Source organism: Tenebrionibacter intestinalis, from assembly GCF_016632365.1.
GTDB lineage: Bacteria > Pseudomonadota > Gammaproteobacteria > Enterobacterales > Enterobacteriaceae > Tenebrionibacter > Tenebrionibacter intestinalis.
Window position 1 is genome coordinate 1 of record NZ_JAEPBH010000027.1, and the last position, 17,066, is coordinate 17,066.

General features: G+C 55.3%; 16 protein-coding genes and 1 pseudogene. 9 read left to right on the plus strand and 8 right to left on the minus strand.

The features are described 5' to 3' along the window. Positions 1 to 195 precede the first annotated feature (195 nt). Positions 196 to 690 (minus strand): YfbU family protein, encoded by a 495-nt coding sequence (locus JJB97_RS11150; RefSeq protein ID WP_238714092.1) that lies wholly within the window; start codon positions 688 to 690, stop codon positions 196 to 198. A gap of 85 nt (positions 691 to 775) precedes the next feature. Further along, positions 776 to 1,231 carry a terminus macrodomain insulation protein YfbV gene (gene yfbV / locus JJB97_RS11155; protein WP_238714093.1) on the minus strand — a complete coding sequence of 152 codons (456 nt, stop codon included), beginning with the start codon at positions 1,229 to 1,231 and terminating at the stop codon, positions 776 to 778. A 335-nt stretch (positions 1,232 to 1,566) separates the two neighbouring features. On the opposite strand from yfbV, the gene ackA reads away from it, so the two are divergent. The 6 genes from ackA to JJB97_RS11185 all read left to right on the plus strand — a co-directional run bounded on the left by ackA (position 1,567) and on the right by JJB97_RS11185 (position 8,661). Beyond that, positions 1,567 to 2,769, plus strand: a complete 1,203-nt coding sequence (ackA, locus tag JJB97_RS11160) for an acetate kinase (protein WP_238714094.1) — start codon at positions 1,567 to 1,569, stop codon at positions 2,767 to 2,769. Between the two features lie 81 nt (positions 2,770 to 2,850). Beyond that, complete coding sequence (gene pta / locus JJB97_RS11165; RefSeq protein WP_238714095.1) at positions 2,851 to 4,989, plus strand: phosphate acetyltransferase; 2,139 nt, start codon at positions 2,851 to 2,853, stop codon at positions 4,987 to 4,989. Positions 4,990 to 5,177: 188 nt separating this feature from the next. Beyond that, the gene (locus JJB97_RS11170) at positions 5,178 to 5,888 is read left to right on the plus strand and encodes a nucleoside recognition domain-containing protein (protein ID WP_238714096.1); all 711 of its coding nucleotides are present in this window, start codon (positions 5,178 to 5,180) and stop codon (positions 5,886 to 5,888) included. After that, positions 5,885 to 6,349 carry a YjiG family protein gene (locus tag JJB97_RS11175; protein ID WP_238714097.1) on the plus strand — a complete coding sequence of 155 codons (465 nt, stop codon included), beginning with the start codon at positions 5,885 to 5,887 and terminating at the stop codon, positions 6,347 to 6,349. The genes JJB97_RS11170 and JJB97_RS11175 overlap by 4 nt, the downstream gene beginning before the upstream one ends. A gap of 10 nt (positions 6,350 to 6,359) precedes the next feature. Continuing rightward, complete coding sequence (locus JJB97_RS11180) at positions 6,360 to 7,475, plus strand: M20 family metallopeptidase (RefSeq protein WP_238714098.1); 1,116 nt, start codon at positions 6,360 to 6,362, stop codon at positions 7,473 to 7,475. A 421-nt stretch (positions 7,476 to 7,896) separates the two neighbouring features. Then, a complete protein-coding gene (locus tag JJB97_RS11185) occupies positions 7,897 to 8,661 on the plus strand; it encodes a hypothetical protein (protein ID WP_238714099.1) in 765 nt (254 codons plus the stop codon). A gap of 140 nt (positions 8,662 to 8,801) precedes the next feature. Here the strand turns inward: JJB97_RS11185 and JJB97_RS11190 are convergent, their stop codons facing one another. The 4 genes and pseudogenes from JJB97_RS11190 to yfcF form a co-directional block, all read right to left on the minus strand. After that, positions 8,802 to 9,107, minus strand: coding sequence for a hypothetical protein (locus JJB97_RS11190; RefSeq protein WP_238714100.1), 306 nt, complete (start codon positions 9,105 to 9,107; stop codon positions 8,802 to 8,804). A gap of 1,030 nt (positions 9,108 to 10,137) precedes the next feature. Continuing rightward, positions 10,138 to 10,806 carry an NUDIX hydrolase YfcD gene (gene yfcD / locus JJB97_RS11195; RefSeq protein ID WP_238714146.1) on the minus strand — a complete coding sequence of 223 codons (669 nt, stop codon included), beginning with the start codon at positions 10,804 to 10,806 and terminating at the stop codon, positions 10,138 to 10,140. 95 nt (positions 10,807 to 10,901) lie between these two features. Continuing rightward, a complete protein-coding gene (gene yfcE / locus JJB97_RS11200) occupies positions 10,902 to 11,456 on the minus strand; it encodes a phosphodiesterase (protein WP_238714101.1) in 555 nt (184 codons plus the stop codon). Between the two features lie 45 nt (positions 11,457 to 11,501). Beyond that, a pseudogene (yfcF, locus tag JJB97_RS11205) lies at positions 11,502 to 12,129 on the minus strand (glutathione transferase). Positions 12,130 to 12,234: 105 nt separating this feature from the next. Here yfcF and yfcG point away from each other — a divergent pair. From yfcG to JJB97_RS11220, 3 genes are all read left to right on the plus strand, one after another. Beyond that, positions 12,235 to 12,852 carry a GSH-dependent disulfide bond oxidoreductase gene (gene yfcG, locus JJB97_RS11210; protein ID WP_238714102.1) on the plus strand — a complete coding sequence of 206 codons (618 nt, stop codon included), beginning with the start codon at positions 12,235 to 12,237 and terminating at the stop codon, positions 12,850 to 12,852. A 62-nt stretch (positions 12,853 to 12,914) separates the two neighbouring features. Then, complete coding sequence (gene folX, locus JJB97_RS11215) at positions 12,915 to 13,280, plus strand: dihydroneopterin triphosphate 2'-epimerase (RefSeq protein ID WP_238714103.1); 366 nt, start codon at positions 12,915 to 12,917, stop codon at positions 13,278 to 13,280. A gap of 21 nt (positions 13,281 to 13,301) precedes the next feature. Then, positions 13,302 to 14,198, plus strand: coding sequence for a TIGR01777 family oxidoreductase (locus tag JJB97_RS11220; RefSeq protein ID WP_238714104.1), 897 nt, complete (start codon positions 13,302 to 13,304; stop codon positions 14,196 to 14,198). A 618-nt stretch (positions 14,199 to 14,816) separates the two neighbouring features. On the opposite strand, the gene JJB97_RS11225 is transcribed toward JJB97_RS11220, so the two are convergent. Both JJB97_RS11225 and purF read right to left on the minus strand, forming a co-directional pair. Then, positions 14,817 to 15,401, minus strand: a complete 585-nt coding sequence (locus JJB97_RS11225) for a UbiX family flavin prenyltransferase (RefSeq protein WP_238714105.1) — start codon at positions 15,399 to 15,401, stop codon at positions 14,817 to 14,819. A gap of 133 nt (positions 15,402 to 15,534) precedes the next feature. Continuing rightward, a complete protein-coding gene (gene purF / locus JJB97_RS11230) occupies positions 15,535 to 17,049 on the minus strand; it encodes an amidophosphoribosyltransferase (protein WP_238714106.1) in 1,515 nt (504 codons plus the stop codon). Positions 17,050 to 17,066: the final 17 nt, after the last annotated feature.

The window sequence follows — 17,066 nt, forward strand, 5'->3', positions numbered from 1 at the left end:
CTGGTTTATTAGTGCTGAGTTTGTGGGGATCCCTCAGCAGCGATGCGGGGCTAAATCATTAATCAGCACCTCTATGCGCGCACGCGCGAAAGCTTGCCTGGCGCAACTCCGGCGACGCTGTTTGCAGGCCCTCTTTTCTCCAGGCATATCCCGACGCAGGCAGCGCGCCTTTACGCTTCACGGCACGCTTTCGCATCAGGCGTTGATAACCTGGGTAATTTCGTTAGCGCTCAGGTGATACTGGCGCGGGCATGCGTGCCATACTTTAAGCATACGCTGGTACTTTTCATACATCGGCCTCTGGGAATTAAAGCCGTGCGTTCCGGCGTCAAAATGCGCATAGCGCCCTTCAACGTTCACCATAAAACGTACATACCCCAACAGGCGCGCCTCTGTAGCCGCATCAAAACCGAGGAACGTTACGCGGCGTTCATCGACAGGCTGAGCATCTTTCAGGTTAGCCCAGGAGACGTGCAGCGCGTGGTACATCTCCATAATGTCGATAATTTCACGACAGAGTTCTTCCGACATTTGACCAAACTCGCGATCCAGCTCGCGCATCTGCAAACCATAGCCGCGTTCAACGATGGTTTGCAGCCGACGGTAGCGCCCGGCATTGTCGGGATCAAGCATCGTCATCATTTTGTATTGGTTGGACAAAATCAGGCGCTGAGCGTTTGTCATTTCCATTTTGATACTCCTGCAAAAAAAAGCGTAAAAAAGGCACATTTATCATGCGCCTTACTCTATACGGTTCCCGGGTACGCCGAAATGGTTATATGTCATCAAGAAACGTTTTATCAAGCTGACGAAATGCGCGCTTAAGCGTATCGGCAAGCGCCTGATAGTCCGGTTTACCCTGCACCGGCGCCAGCGCCTGACCGGCGGCTTCAAGCTTGCCGCGCACCTCATAAAACCAGTTGAGCGTGCCCGGCGGCAGCGGCGTCACCGAACGCTTGCCAAGCCACCACAGCCCCTGTAGCGGAAGACTCAGGGCAAACAATGCGGTCGCGACCACCGGGCCAGACTGACCGCCTAACGCTAACTGCCAGCACAGGGTAAATATAGCGACAGGCGGCATAAAGCGAATGCCGAAGCGGGTAACGCGAATGATACGGTTTTCAATAAAAACAGGAGCGAGGCGCTTGTCCATTGGCCAGGTTTTCGCGTAACGCTGACCACGGCCAAACAGGCGAAAACCGTTTACAGGGCGCTGGGAAGAATCCGACATGGCTGACACCTCAAATACTCAAACAAAAAATAAAATTTTCGTGCAAGATAGCAACTGTAGGCGACAACGTTCAAAAAATTTTGTCTTTGTGCGCTGCAATCGGTATTCTTTGCGGGGCCTTTAACAGCCATAGACGGTGAACCGCAGGCTGTCAAATAGCCGCTTTACAACATTCTCTCGTAGTTTACGCTATTTTGTGTAAGCGCATGATGCTTTCTTCGCCATGCCGTAAAACGGATCGGGCATGACGTTAATCATAAACGTCAGCGTCATCTTACGCTACGCTGTGACGCTGACTGACGTTTTTTAGCCACGTATATAAAGTAGGTACTTCCATGTCGAGTAAGTTAGTACTGGTTCTGAACTGCGGTAGTTCTTCTCTGAAATTTGCAGTGATCGACGCTGCTAACGGCGAAGAACATCTTTCTGGTCTGGCCGAATGTTTCCATCTTCCTGAAGCGCGCATTAAGTGGAAAATGGACGGCGGTAAACAGGAAGCGGCGCTGGGCGCTGGCGCAGCCCACAGCGAAGCGCTGAACTTCATCGTTAATACTATTCTGGCGCAAAAACCAGAATTGTCCGAGCAACTGACCGCTATCGGCCACCGCATCGTACACGGCGGTGAAAAATACACCCGCTCGGTGGTCATTGACGAAAGCGTCATTCAGGGCATCAAAGATTCCGCCTCTTTTGCTCCGCTGCATAACCCGGCTCATCTGATCGGCATTACGGAAGCGCTGAAATCCTTCCCGCAGTTAAAAGACAAAAACGTGGCCGTATTCGACACCGCGTTCCACCAGACAATGCCGGAAGAATCTTACCTCTACGCGCTGCCGTATAAGTTGTACAAAGAGCACGGCGTGCGCCGCTATGGTTTTCACGGCACCAGCCACTACTATGTGACCCAGGAAGCCGCCAAAATGCTGAACAAGCCGGTGGAAGAGGTCAATATCATTACCTGCCATCTGGGCAACGGCGGTTCCGTTTCCGCTATTCGCAACGGCGAATGCGTTGATACCTCTATGGGCCTGACCCCGCTGGAAGGCCTGGTGATGGGTACCCGCACCGGCGATATGGACCCGGCAATTATCTTCTTCCTGCACGACAATCTGGGCATGAGCGTTGACGACATCAACAAAATGTTGACCAAAGAGTCAGGTCTGCTGGGCCTGACCGAAGTCACCAGCGACTGCCGTTATGTCGAAGACAACTACGACACCAAAGCAGATGCGAAACGCGCGATGGACGTTTACTGCCACCGCCTGGCCAAATACATCGGTTCTTACACTGCGCTGATGGAAGGCCGACTGGACGCTGTGGTATTTACCGGCGGTATCGGCGAAAACGCGGCAATGGTCCGCGAACTGTCTCTGGCGAAGCTCGGCGTACTGGGCTTTGACATTGACCATGAGCGCAACCTGGCCGCGCGTTTCGGCAAATCTGGCTTCATTAACAAAGAAGGCACCACGCTTGCAATGGTTATCCCGACCAACGAAGAGCTGGTGATTGCACAGGACGCAAGCCGCCTGACCGCCTGATTCCCCCGCCGCCAGCCCTGCTGGCGGCGCTGTTTTGTGCCGCGCCGATATTGTGCAGGCGCTAACGAAAGAGGATAAACCGTGTCCCGTACTATCATGCTTATTCCTACCGGAACCAGCGTCGGCCTGACCAGCGTCAGCCTCGGCGTTATCCGCGCTATGGAACGCAAAGGCGTTCGTCTGAGCGTCTTTAAACCTATCGCCCAACCACGCGCTGGCGGCGACGCGCCCGATCAGACCACCACTATCGTGCGTAACAACTCTTCTCTGCCGACCGCCGAGCCGCTGAAGATGAGCCACGTAGAATCTCTGCTGTCCAGCAATCAAAAAGACGTGCTGATGGAAGAGATAATCGCCAACTACCACGCGAATACCCGGGATGCGGAAGTCGTTCTGGTAGAAGGTCTGGTGCCGACGCGCAAACATCAGTTCGCACAGGCCCTGAATGCCGAAATCGCACGCACCCTGAATGCCGAAATCGTCTTTGTCATGTCACAGGGCACCGATACGCCTGAGCAGCTTAAAGAGCGTATCGAACTGACCCGCAGCAGCTTTGGCGGCGAGAAAAATACCAACATCACCGGCGTTATCGTCAATAAGCTCAACGCGCCGGTTGACGAGCAGGGCCGCACGCGCCCAGATCTGTCAGAGATCTTTGACGATTCTTCCAAAGCAAAAGTTGTACATATTGATACCGCGCAACTGCAGGCGGCAAGCCCTCTGCCGGTACTGGCCGCAGTACCGTGGAGTTTCGATCTGATAGCCACTCGCGCTATCGATATGGCCCGCCACCTTAACGCAACCATCATCAACGAAGGCGATATCAATACCCGCCGAGTGAAATCCGTTACCTTCTGCGCGCGCAGCATCCCACACATGCTGGAACATTTCCGCCCGGGTTCCCTGCTGGTTACCTCGGCAGACCGCCCGGACGTGCTGGTTGCCGCCTGCCTTGCCGCCATGAACGGCGTAGAAATCGGCGCAATCCTGCTGACCGGCGGTTACGAAATGGACGCACGTATCAGTAAGCTGTGCGAACGCGCATTCGCCACCGGCCTGCCGATGTTTATGGTGAATACTAACACCTGGCAGACCTCGTTGAGCCTGCAAAGCTTCAATCTGGAAGTGCCGGTAGACGATCACGAGCGTGTTGAAAAAGTTCAGGAGTATGTAGCAGGCTTTATCGACAGCGCGTGGATCGATTCTCTGAGCGCCGCCTCTGAGCGCAGCCGCCGTCTTTCTCCGCCGGCGTTCCGCTACCAGTTGACCGAACTTGCGCGCAAAGCGGGCAAGCGCGTTGTGCTGCCGGAAGGCGACGAACCGCGCACCGTCAAAGCGGCGGCTATCTGCGCTGAGCGCGGCATCGCCACCTGCGTGCTGCTGGGCAACCCGGACGAAATCAACCGCGTTGCCGCCGCTCAGGGCGTTGAACTGGGCGCCGGCATTGAAATCGTTGACCCGGACGTGGTGCGCGAAAGCTATGTAGGCCGCCTGGTTGAACTGCGTAAAAATAAAGGCATGACGGAAACCGTCGCCCGCGAACAACTGGAAGATAACGTTGTGCTCGGCACCCTGATGCTGGAGCAGGACGAAGTGGACGGCCTGGTATCCGGCGCGGTACACACCACGGCGAATACTATTCGCCCCCCGTTACAGCTCATCAAAACCGCGCCGGGCAGCTCGCTGGTATCTTCCGTATTCTTTATGCTGCTGCCGGAGCAGGTTTACGTATACGGCGACTGCGCCATCAACCCGGATCCGACCGCCGAACAACTGGCTGAAATCGCCATCCAGTCCGCCGACTCCGCAAGCGCATTCGGCATTGAACCGCGCGTGGCGATGCTTTCTTACTCCACCGGCACCTCCGGCGCGGGCAGCGACGTGGAAAAAGTGCGTGAAGCCACCCGCATAGCACAGGAAAAACGCCCGGATCTGATGATCGACGGCCCGCTGCAGTACGACGCCGCAGTCATGGCTGACGTCGCCAAATCCAAAGCGCCGAACTCGCCGGTTGCCGGCCGTGCTACTGTGTTTATTTTCCCGGATTTGAATACGGGCAACACCACGTATAAAGCCGTGCAGCGCTCTGCCAACCTGATCTCTATCGGGCCGATGCTGCAGGGGATGCGCAAGCCGGTTAATGACCTTTCCCGCGGCGCGCTGGTTGACGATATCGTCTATACCATCGCACTGACGGCGATTCAATCCACTCAGCAGTAACTTTCTTCATGGTTAAAGCAGGCCGCCCAACGGCGGCCTGCTTTTTTACGCTCGCCTGCCTGCGTTACCGTCACATTTTTTGCGCTCCCCGCTGGGGGACGCCCTGTAACATGACCTGAATCAGTTTCCGTTTCTCTTTCCTGAAGTAAATAGTTCTATGAATGGCGATGAGAATTAAAGGAATATTGATGACAACTCCCAACACAACCCTGACGGAACGGGTCGGTCCGGGCGCCTGGCTGGCGCTGGGCTTTGCCGTTATCTTTTTCTCCGGCATGCTGGGCGGCAACCAGTGGTACGGTATATTTGACTTTACAACGCTAAACGGCGCCTTTGGCCGCGTGGTCAGCAGCGCCAGCATTAACGACGGCACGCTCGCTACCACGACCAGCGCTTTTCGCGGCGTCGGCGGTCACGGCGCAATGGACGGTTTTCTGTTCGCGCTCGGCCTGATCCCGGCCGTTATGTTTGCGCTGGGCACCATCAACGTACTGGAACATTACGGCGCGCTAAAGGCGGCCCGCCGCCTGTTGACGCCGCTGCTACGCCCGCTGCTTGGTCTTCCGGGCAGCGCCGGCCTTGCGATGATAGGCAGCATGCAAAGCACCGATGTCGGCGCATCGCTTACCCGTAACCTGAAAGACGAAGGCGAGCTTGACGAGGACGAGCGCGACGTATTCAGCATGTTTCAGTTCTCCGCAGGCGCCATGATTACCAACTTCTTTTCATCCGGCGCTATTTTGTTCACCCTTATGCTGGCCGACGGCAGCAGCGCGGTGCCAACGTCTATCGGCGCCTGCATCGCAGTGATGTTCATCATGAAGATAGTCGGCGCGAATATTCTGCGCTTTATCCTTAAATTTAACCGCCGCCGCAGCGCGCAGGGAGAAGCCGCATGAGCCAACCCGCAGCAAAACCCGTTATTACCGATATCTTCGTAGAAGGCGCGCGTAAGGGCTGGAGCATCGCTACCACCAGCACCCTGCCCAACGTAGTCATGGCTTTTATCATCATCAAAGCGCTGGAAATTACCGGCGCACTGAAAGGATTAGGCCTGCTCTTCGCCCCGCTAATGAGCCTGTTTGGCCTGCCTGGCGAATCCGCCGCGGTACTTATCGGCGGCTGGATGTCGATGGGCGGCGGTATTGGCGTGGCCGTCGGGCTGTTTGATAAAGGCATTCTTACCGGCGAACACCTGGCAATTATCGCCCCGGCCATCTATCTGATGGGCTCGCAGGTGCAGTACATCGGCCGCATTCTTGGCGTAATCGGCACCCGTACGGCCCGCATACCGCTGATGATTGGTATTTCCGTTATTAACGCCTTCCTGGCAATGTTGCTAATGCGCATCATTATCTGAGGACAACAACATGGATATGGAAAAATATTTCGCCGAGCTGGCGCAGTTGGTTAACGTTGACTGCGGTACCCACACGCCCGCAGGCGTGGCGCAGGTAGCCGATATTATCAGCGGATTCTGGCGCGACGAAGGCTGGCAGGTAAAAAGCGTGAATTTAGGGGCGCAAGTCGGCCCTGGCGTACTGGTCACGAATAAGCCCGACGCCAGCGGTTACGATGTGCTGCTGATAGGCCACCTCGACACCGTATTTCCTCCCGGCACGGTCGCTGAGCGTCCTATGAGTCTGAGCGAGACCCGCGCAATGGGGCCGGGGGTTTCCGATATGAAAGGCGGTTTGCTTAACATTCTGTGGGCGCTGCGCGGGCTTGATGATGCCCACAAATCCCGTCTTAGTATTGCCGTCGCCATGAATCCGGACGAAGAAATCGGCTCCGTGCATTCTCACGAGTGGATTAGCCAACTGGCGCTGCGCGCAAAAACAGTGCTGGTGTGCGAAGCGGCGCGCGCCGACGGTTCGCTGGTGAATGCGCGTAAAGGCATGGCGGGTTATCGCCTGACATTCAGCGGCAAAGCCGCCCATGCGGGCAATGAACCGGAAAAAGGCCGCTCAGCGGTTGTCGCGCTGGCTAATGCCATCAGCGCTATCGGCGGGCTGGCTGACGCCACACTGGGAACCACGCTCAATCCAGGCGTCGTGCGCGGCGGCGATGCGCCTAACGTCGTACCCGCCTGGGCTGAGGCAGAGCTGGACGTACGCTTCTGGCGCAACGACGAATATCAACGCATCAACGAGCAGCTCCAGTCACTGTGCGAGCGCGGTTTTCTTGACGGCGTCACCACCACGCTGACCCGTATCACGCACAAACCGGCGATGGCGCCAGACGAAGGCACGCAGGCGTTAATGCGCCTTGTAGAACAGGCGGGCAAGGAAGAAGGCGTAGCCATTACCTGGCAGGCTGTAGGCGGCGGCAGCGACGCCAATCTGACAGCTTCGCTCGGCATACCGACGCTGGATGGCCTCGGTCCAGTAGGCGCAGGATTTCACGGCCCGGATGAATATCTGGACATTCGCTCCATTGAACCGCGTATCCGCCTGCTGCGTAGAGTGGTTGCCTCACTCCAGTAGAATAAATACCCTCCGGCATAGCCGGAGGTCAGGTTATTGACGAAGAAGGAAAAACGGGGGTTTTCCTTCTTCGTGGTGATAAGCAGGCGAAAATCAATACATTGATTTTCCTTATTTTTTATTGTATTTCATCCATCCTGTCTGCGACAGGATGGGGTTTGNCCTCCGGCATAGCCGGAGGTTTTTCTGATGCGCCTGTAAGGCTCTCTTACCAGCCGCGCCCTAACAGGCGCATGCGATCTGACATTTGCTTTTTTGCCGAGCGTTTTGGCGATTACGATCCCTCTATAATGGTTAACAGCTTAAAGTCTGGTGTAGCCAGAGAGAAAAGCGTGGCAGGCGCAAGATTCAGCAGGTTACGGCGAAAATGGAGTGACAACCGATCGATACGACAGGGACAATCCGGGCGATCGATGCCTCGGTGCGCGGACTGGAACGGCTTAAAGGCGCCGCAGATGTTCAGACTATATCAGCGTTAAAGGAATATCGGGATACTATTGAAGAAACAGCAGGTGGGCCTGACGCTTTCGAGCTACTGGATAAACTGCGCACGCAGTTTCGTGTAGACGTAAAAGGCGACAGGACGGTATTACCGGGTGGTTCACAGGCTGTCACCGAGCGGGTATATAACGCATTTACTAACAGCTTAAACCGCTCAATTGCAAAATCTGCGGGCGCGAAAGATGCAGCGCTCTGGCGGAAAGGCAAAGGTGATTACGCCAGGATGGCAGCAGATGCCACCCAAACCAGATTGAAAAATGTCCTTAATAAAGGGGAATTGCTCCCCGAAACTGTTAACGCCATTGTTTACGGGCAATATGGGTCGGATATCGCCCGGCTGTATGGAAAGCTGGACGACAAGGGCAAAGATATGCCGCGTGCGGCTTATGTAAGCAAGATTGCCGACAAGGCTAACGGCAGCCCTCAAAAGTTTATGCCTGAACTGGATAAGCTATCGCGCCAGGCTAATGGGCAGGTATTCAAAACGGTTTTTAGCGGTAAGCATAAAAAGGAAATTGAAGGGTTGCTCACGGTGTTGCAGGCGACAGAACGAGCATCAAAGGCCAATGTAGTTACTCAAACCGGCATAACGCTGTCCGCGCCCTTACGTGTGTTTGGTAATTTGTCTACGGGGGAAATTACTTGCGGGAGAGGCGGGGATCGGGCTGCTTTCACGGGTGTATGAGTCGAAGCCTGTGAGGAATGCGCTGCTTCGCTTAGCACATACTAAAACCGGAACGCCGGCTTATGAAAGATTGTTAAACGAAGCGGCTATAACTATCAGCCCCTTCATAGTTAACGCAGAAATTATGGACTCATATACTCTCATTGCAGGGAAAGGCGGTTCATATCGTTATAATTCTCTATTGCTTGAGCGCAAAGTGCGGTTAACTCTTTAATCGAAAACCCCATTCGAGCAGCTTCCGTGGCTCCGAAACGTTTTATGAAATCATCACCCCCAGGCATCTGTGTCGAGTTCTGAAAATCCGCCATCTGTTTGAAGGCTCCGCACATTCCTGCCATTTTTGCGTTGGTAATTGCATCATTGAATCGCTTCACATCTGCATCGGGTTCAGCATGGATATTTACTGACACGACGACTAACGCAATTGCTAACAAAAACTTTTTCACGGTTAGCCCCCCTGTGGTTGTTTTTTTGCGCAGAGCAGCACTAAAGCCGGAAATGTTAAAGGCGCGAAGGGTGGTAGCCTCCGCGCCTTAGGTACGTTTCCGGCTATTACAAGAACAGCAGGATCAGTTGCACGAATGCAACGATGATTTCGACGACGAGTTTAATAACTGTCAGGATCTCAATCATCCGTGTTTCCTTCTGGAAGGAATGCAGCCATACCGCTTAGCCCTACCATTTTCCCGAAGCGACATGTGCGGGTTGCTAAGTTACGCATGCTGCGTTCCAGGCCAGGGCTTTGACGGCACCACCCGTTACAACGGGAAAAAGTCGGTATGGCGACCCGGTGCGCGGCATGGTTATCAGCAACCCGTTCGAATACTAACCCCACGCCAGCGGCGTTACTATAGTGAAATTACGAGTATAAACTTTTTTAAATGACAAATTTCTGTGCGAAAAAACGTGAATTTAAACGTGTAGAAAATTGCGCCAGGAAAAAATTTCCTACATAATATCCCTGCTGAGTTACGCATGCTGCAAGTTTTAATGTAGTAAACAAAAAACCCCGATACCTCACCAGTACGGGGTTTTTTGCTATTTTTAACGCGTTCATATCGGGCCAACCCGGCGGCTTGTCTCCTCCTGTGCGTACACTATCAGGCCCCACGCCAGCGCTTTACCAATATAGTTTACTTACGGCCCGTAAACGGACTGCCCGGATAAGGAATCGACAGTTGCCCCCTTTTGATTTCTTGTTGAACGTTTGTAGTTGCCAGAGCGCAAACTGTTTTAACAAATCAAAAGGGGTTTTATAACTGGCTCAAAACTGAAAGCTTTACGAAACCTCCAGCCAGGCTGGAGGTTTTCTGTGCGCCAAAAAGCCGCCCTGCGCGACGCAAGGCGGCTTTTTCTTTTGCTGCGCCGGTCGCAATGCTGCCTGCTATGACTTCCGGCTTTGTTTAACTGATTTTTCCAGCATGCCCCCAAAGAATACGGAAAAAACCTTCACAGCGCATCCATGCGGCGTTTACGCTATTCGCTTTCCCACACTTGCGCCGTGCCTTGCGAAACCGTCGCAGGCTTCTCGTCAGCGGCTTGCGTCGCGTTTATCGCTTCGGCATCCCCGTTATCCGATGGCGTTAATTTCCGCTTTCCCGGGCCGGTTTTATCATCATCCCGGCGCGGCTCGCTGCCGGTATTGCGACTCATCCACAGCGCCAGCGCCTTCAGGGAGTCTGGCGTAAAATCATCACAGCGCGCGGTGATCTCTTCCGGCGTCAGCCAACATACTTCGCTAATCTCTTCTTCCTGAAGCGCGAACGGCCCGTGAGTTACGCAGCTAAACAATCCCCCCCAGACGCGGCAGTGTTCATCCTCAAAGTAAAAGTGGCCATGTTCGGCAAATGGAACGCCGGCAATGCCCAACTCTTCTTCCGCCTCACGCCGCGCCGAATCAAGCAGAGGTTCGTCGGCTTTCACCACGCCGCCTGCGGTGGCATCCAGCATGCCTGGCAGAAAATCTTTGGTTTGTGTACGACGCTGCACCAGAATTTTGCCCATCCCGTCGTGAATCACGATATAAGTAGCCCGGTGACGCAGGCGCTGCGCACGCATCTGCTCACGACTGGCCTGCGCAATCACGTCGTTATCTTCATTAACAATGTCCACCCATTCCGTACCAGCTTGTCTGTGCTCCACCATCGGGAAACCTTCTTTGTCTCGGGCGCGCTGATGGCGCATTGATATTCCGGCCTTCTCCACTCAGGCAGTTAGCGCCCAGCGGGACCCGGTGTAACTTACGGCGTAATTTCCACCTGCGCAATAACCGCGTCGTCTTCCAGCGCGCGAACGCTCAGAACAGCGCCATCCAGCATACCGTAACTGGGCGCAAAGCCGCCTTTCGGCAGGCTTGTCGAACCGGGATTAAACAGCGTAATCCCGTCTGCACGGCGTTTCGCAACCGGTATATGAGTATGGCCTGAGACAAACACATCGCCAGCGGCTAGCGGCGGCAAATTCTCAGGGGAATACAGATGGCCGTGCGTCAAAAATAGCCTGTTTCGCTCCAGCAAAATTTGCTGCCAGGAAGCGGTAATGGGGCATTTCAGCAACATCTGATCCACCTCGCTGTCGCAATTACCGCGTACCGCGATAATGCGGTCAGCCAGCGTATTCAAACGCTCTGCCACCTGTGCCGGGTCGTAGCCTGCCGTAAGCGCATTGCGCGGACCGTGGTAGAGTAAATCCCCTAACAGCACCAGCCAGCGCGCGCGGCTGCGCGCAAAACGCGCCAGTAACTGCTCCGTTGCCGGCAACGAGCCGTGAATATCCGACGCAAACATCAGCTTCATATATCAACCTCCAGGCTAATAAGATTATTCGCAATACTAGCGGATTTACGCACCAGATTCAGCTTTTCCCGACAGCGCGATGTAACGCTGCACCGCCGCACGCCGCCACTGAAACCGGGCGTATTCCGCCAACGGTTGCGCCACCGCGTCACCGTTCAACACGAGCCGGTTGAGCATCAGCGCAAGATCCGTATCGGCAATGCACCACTCGCCAAACATATTCGCCCGCCCGTGCGCCAACAGCGTCTGCGCCAGCGCAATAGGCTTTTGTGCCTCACGCTGCGCGCTTCGCCGCCAAACACCACCTCCGTAGAGCGCTCGGCGCAAAGCGTCTGCAAAGAGCTGCGCAACCACGCCTGTACCTGGCGCGCCCTTGCCCGCGCCTCACGCGAGCAAGGTAAAGCCTTGTGTCGTTGGGCGGCGCAAAGCGCTCCTCAAGTTATTCCGCTATCGCTGGCGATTCGCTAAGGATAAACCCTTCAATTTCCAGCAACGGCACGCGCCGCATGGCGGTATAGCCTACCCAACCCGGCGAGAGATGCTCCCGGCGGGAAAGAATTAATCACCTGAAAGTAAAGGGTAAACCTTTTTCCATCAGCGCCACATAAGCTGACAACCCATACGGCCTGAACGCATTTTCATCCCCCCACAGCGTGATTACTTTTTGGTTCATCATCACCTCGCTTTTTTACGTTCGGCAGGTAAAAACTATACTTAAAATCATTATGCTGTCATTTATCTGCCACGTTGAACGCCGCGGCACAACCCGGGAGTTTTCATGATCGATCTCTGGTACGCCCCTACCCCCAACGGAATCAAAATCGCCCTTTTTCTGGAAGAAGCGGAGATGGAATACCGTATTCAGCGTATTAATATCAGCAAAGGGGAGCAATTTCGGCCTGATTTTCTGGCTATCTCACCCAACAATAAAATTCCCGCCATTACCGATAGCGCCCCGCCAGACGGCGGCAAGCCGGTAAGTTTGTTTGAATCCTGCGCTATTTTGCTCTATCTGGCGGAGAAAAGCGGCAAACTGCTGAGCGGCGAACTACGCGAGCGACACGTTACGCTGCAGTGGCTGTTCTGGCAGGCCGCCGGTTTTGGCCCGATGCTTAGCCAGAATCACCACTTCAACCACGTTGCGCCGCAGGCGGTGCCTTACGCCATTGAGCGCTTCCAGGTAGAAACGCAGCGTCTGTACGGCGTGCTGAACCGGCGGCTGGAAGCCAGCCCGTGGCTTGGCGGCGCGCACTACAGCATTGCCGATATCGCCACCTGGCCGTGGGTAATGAACCATGCGCATCAGCGTATCCCACTGGCTGATTATCCGGCAGTAAAAAACTGGTTTGAGCGTATTCGCACGCGCCCGGCCGTTGAGCGCGTGCTCCACCCCTGACATATGGGCGCAGGCAAAAAGCTCAGGTATGATGTCGCGGTGAATTTACCAGGAGCCTGTGCATGTCATATCAATCAGACGCCATCATCCGTATTAAAAATTTGCGCCTGCGTACCTGGATAGGCATTAACGCCGAGGAAATCGCTAACCGACAGGACGTCGTTATTAACGTTCAGCTTCACTATGCCGCCGACACGGCGCGCGTGAGCGAAGACATTCGCGATGCGCTAAATTACCGCACGATAACCAAGGCTATCATTCAACACGTTGAGAGCAACCGCTTTTCACTGCTGGAAAAATTAACTCAGGATGTGCTGAATATTGCTCGCGAACATTACCAGGTCACCTATGCTGAAGTAGAAATAGATAAACTTCATGCGTTGCGCTATGCCGACTCAGTGTCTGTAACGATGAGCTGGCGGCGCTAAACGCGTTAGCGGAGGACAGGCATGAGGATAATCATCACCGGCGGGACCGGGCTGGTCGGCCAGCATCTGATACCACGCCTGCTGGAGCTGGGCCATGACGTTACCGTGGTCACACGCGATCCCGACAAAGCACGCGCCAGGCTTAACCCCGCCGTGGAGGTGTGGAAAGGCCTTTATGAACGCGAAAATCTTGACGGCTACGATGCGGTGATTAACCTGGCGGGGGAACCCATCGCCGACAAGCGCTGGAGCGCGGCGCAAAAAGAGCGGCTTTGCCAGAGCCGCTGGAAAATCACCCGGCAGTTAGTCACGCTATTCAAAGCAAGCCAGCGTCCGCCTTCAGTGCTGATATCCGGTTCAGCTACCGGCTACTATGGCGATTTAGGGGAGGTGGTAGTCACCGAAGAAGAACCGCCGCACAACGAATTCACTCATAAGCTGTGCGCGCGCTGGGAGCAAATCGCCAGCGAAGCCCAAAGCGACCACACCCGCGTTTGCCTGCTGCGTACCGGCGTGGTGCTGGCCTCTCACGGCGGCATGCTCGGTAAATTGCTTGCGCTGTTTCGCCTGGGGCTGGGAGGGCCTGCCGGTACCGGCCGCCAGTATCTGCCGTGGATCCACATTGACGACATGGTCAACGGCATTATCTGGCTACTCAGCCACGATAGCCTGCGCGGCCCGTTTAATATGACCTCGCCCTACCCTGTGCGTAACGAGCAGTTTGCCCACACCCTGGGGCAGGTGCTTCACCGCCCGGCGTTTATACGCCAACCCGCCGCCGCGCTGCGGCTTGCGATGGGCGAATCCTCGGTGCTGGTGCTGGGCGGGCAGCGCGCGCTGCCCAAACGCCTTGAAGCGTCCGGTTTCAGCTTTCGCTGGTTCGATCTGGAAGACGCGCTTCACGACGTGGTGCGTTGATGAACGGGTAAAGGGGATCCGCTTCCCCTTTACCGCCTCCCTGCAAAGCCATTGCCGCGTCGCGGTACGCCCATCGCCAGGCCGTCAGCCTGTTTACTCCCCCTATCAGGACTAACGCGAAAGGCTTATTCCATCGCTCCCGGCAACGTTATCGTCTCAGGCCGCACGAGAGCTAACGTCAGCAATCCCGACAAAAACTATCGCAAACGCGCGCTTTAAGGGTTAGTGAGCTTCTGCTTCGCAGCCTTCTCCCAACCCTGCCCCATGCTGGAAAAACACCTGTCTGGATACGTGGCGCGCAAAGCCCATTTAATTCCTGCTGGCGCTTTTCCGTCACGAAAAGCGATGAGATAATCACCTCTTATTTTGCGCGCCTTGAGCTGCGGTATCAGCACATCAACATCGCTACCTACCCAGATACAGGGGTTTTATACCCGTTGACCAGCGCCGAAGCGGCAGAAAAACCCAATCCTGGCGCCGGAGTATCGCCTGCTTTTTCATCATTAACCTCAGCAAATGGTCTCTTTTTGGAGGGAAAGCTGGCGGCGCTACCGCGTAATGAAAAGCAGGCAGGAAATTCTCACAATACGATCGCGCCGGCAATTCCCCCAGGCCGGTTTAGCGACCAACGTCGTCTGCGCCGCGCCAGCGCGTGAACAGATCGGCAGGCAGCGAGATATCAAACTGATCGAGCACCCGGTTTACCGTCTGGTCGATAATGTCCTGAAGGCTGTGCGGGCGATGGTAAAATGCAGGCAGCGGCGGCATGATCACCGCCCCCATTTCCGCCGCCTGAGTCATCAGGCGCAGATGGCCCAGATGCAGCGGCGTTTCACGCACGCACAACACCAGCGGACGGCGCTCTTTGAGCACGACATCGGCGCTGCGCGTCAACAGGCTGTCGGTATAGCTATTAACAATACCGGAGAGCGTTTTGATTGAGCAGGGTAGAATAACCATACCGTGGGTGCGAAATGAACCGGAGGAGAGGCTGGCGGCAATATCGCGGGCATCATGCGCCACATCCGCCAGCGCCTGAACATCGCGTAAAGAATAGTCTGTCTCCAGCGCCAGAGTCTGGCGCGCCGCCTGGCTTATGACCAGATGGGTTTCCACCCCCGCCAGCGGCTTAAGCACCTCAAGCAAACGTACGCCATAAGCCGCGCCGCTGGCTCCTGAGAGTCCCACAATCAATCGTTTCATTATACCCGCCAGTGTAGTCGTTGAGAGCAAACTTTGCCGGATTCCGGCGGCAGATACAAGCCAGCCCCCCGCAACAGGGGGGCGCTAAAACGGTTATCAAGCCCCCGGCCCGAAATCATGGGGCGACGACGGTTTATCCTTCGTTGTGCATTTCGAGGTTCTCCGCCTCGTTCTGGCGCAACAGCGCTTTGGCATCATCATTGCGCAGGGATTCCAGATATTCCAGATAGGCTAAATCCACATCTTTGGTGACATAGACGCCGTTGAAAACCGAGCATTCGAACTGCTCAATAGCCGGGTTTTCCGCGCGCACCGCGTCAATGAGATCGTCGAGATCCTGAAAAATCAGGCCATCAGCGCCGATAAGCTGGCGTATTTCATCCACCTCGCGCCCGTGCGCAATTAACTCATTAGCGCTCGGCATATCAATGCCATAAACGTTCGCAAAGCGTACCTCCGGCGCCGCCGACGCCAGATAGACCTTCTTCGCGCCCGCTTCGCGCGCCATTTCAATAATCTGCCCGGATGTCGTACCACGCACGATAGAATCATCCACCAGCAGCACGTTCTTATCGCGGAACTCGGCGCGGTTGGCGTTAAGCTTGCGGCGCACCGATTTACGGCGCAACTGCTGGCCTGGCATGATAAAAGTGCGGCCAACGTAACGGTTTTTAACAAAACCCTGACGATAGGGCTTATTCAAAATGCGGGCGATCTCCAGCGCGATATCGCAGGAGGTTTCCGGAATCGGGATCACGACATCAATATCCAGATCCTCCCATTCGCGAGCGATTTTCTCGCCAAGCTTTTTCCCCATCCCTACCCGGGCGCTGTAAACGGAAATTCGATCGATAAATGAATCCGGGCGCGCAAAGTAAACATATTCAAACAGACATGGCGTGGTGGTTGGGTTATCCGCGCACAGGCGGCTGAATAACTGCCCCGCTTCCGTCACGTACACCGCCTCACCCGGCGCGACGTCGCGCAGGAAATCAAAGCCCAGCGTATCAAGCGCCACGCTTTCCGAAGCCACCATATACTCGGTACGTTCGCCCACATCGCGTTTACCCAGCACCAGCGGACGTATGCCGTTCGGATCGCGAAACGCCACCATACCGTGGCCGATAATCATTGCCACGCAGGCATAGGCGCCGCGAATCTGGCGATTAGTGGCGGCAATAGCGGCAAAAACATTGTCGGCCTCCAGCGGATAAGTACGGAAGTTATCCAGTTCGCTGGCGAAGATATTAAGCAGGATTTCAGAATCCGAGGCGGTATTAATGTGGCGACGCTTCTCTTCAAACAGCTTTTTACGCAATTGGTGTGCGTTTGTAAGATTGCCATTGTGCGCAAGCGTAATGCCGTAAGGCGAGTTAACATAAAACGGCTGCGCTTCAGAAGCGCTGGAGCTGCCTGCTGTGGGATAACGCACATGGCCAATACCCATGTTACCCTGCAGGCGCTGCATGTGGCGCGCCTCAAACACATCGCTGACCAGGCCGTTGGCTTTACGCAGTCGAAAGCAGTTATTCGCATCAATTGTGATGATGCCTGCGGCATCCTGCCCGCGGTGCTGAAGCACCGTTAACGCGTCATAAATCGACTGGTTGACCGGCATAACACCGGCGATACCGACAATACCGCACATGTTGTCTTTTCCTCATA

Bases quoted from the DNA above. Each gene is read 5' to 3' on its own strand.
- JJB97_RS11150 (WP_238714092.1), bottom strand. From the start codon at position 690: ATGGAAATGACAAACGCTCAGCGCCTGATTTTGTCCAACCAATACAAA.
- yfbV (WP_238714093.1), bottom strand. From the start codon at position 1,231: ATGTCGGATTCTTCCCAGCGCCCTGTAAACGGTTTTCGCCTGTTTGGC.
- ackA (WP_238714094.1), top strand. From the start codon at position 1,567: ATGTCGAGTAAGTTAGTACTGGTTCTGAACTGCGGTAGTTCTTCTCTG.
- JJB97_RS11170 (WP_238714096.1), top strand. From the start codon at position 5,178: ATGACAACTCCCAACACAACCCTGACGGAACGGGTCGGTCCGGGCGCC.
- JJB97_RS11175 (WP_238714097.1), top strand. From the start codon at position 5,885: ATGAGCCAACCCGCAGCAAAACCCGTTATTACCGATATCTTCGTAGAA.
- JJB97_RS11180 (WP_238714098.1), top strand. From the start codon at position 6,360: ATGGATATGGAAAAATATTTCGCCGAGCTGGCGCAGTTGGTTAACGTT.
- yfcD (WP_238714146.1), bottom strand. From the start codon at position 10,806: ATGGTGGAGCACAGACAAGCTGGTACGGAATGGGTGGACATTGTTAAT.
- yfcE (WP_238714101.1), bottom strand. From the start codon at position 11,456: ATGAAGCTGATGTTTGCGTCGGATATTCACGGCTCGTTGCCGGCAACG.
- yfcG (WP_238714102.1), top strand. From the start codon at position 12,235: ATGATCGATCTCTGGTACGCCCCTACCCCCAACGGAATCAAAATCGCC.
- folX (WP_238714103.1), top strand. From the start codon at position 12,915: ATGTCATATCAATCAGACGCCATCATCCGTATTAAAAATTTGCGCCTG.
- JJB97_RS11220 (WP_238714104.1), top strand. From the start codon at position 13,302: ATGAGGATAATCATCACCGGCGGGACCGGGCTGGTCGGCCAGCATCTG.
- JJB97_RS11225 (WP_238714105.1), bottom strand. From the start codon at position 15,401: ATGAAACGATTGATTGTGGGACTCTCAGGAGCCAGCGGCGCGGCTTAT.
- purF (WP_238714106.1), bottom strand. From the start codon at position 17,049: ATGTGCGGTATTGTCGGTATCGCCGGTGTTATGCCGGTCAACCAGTCG.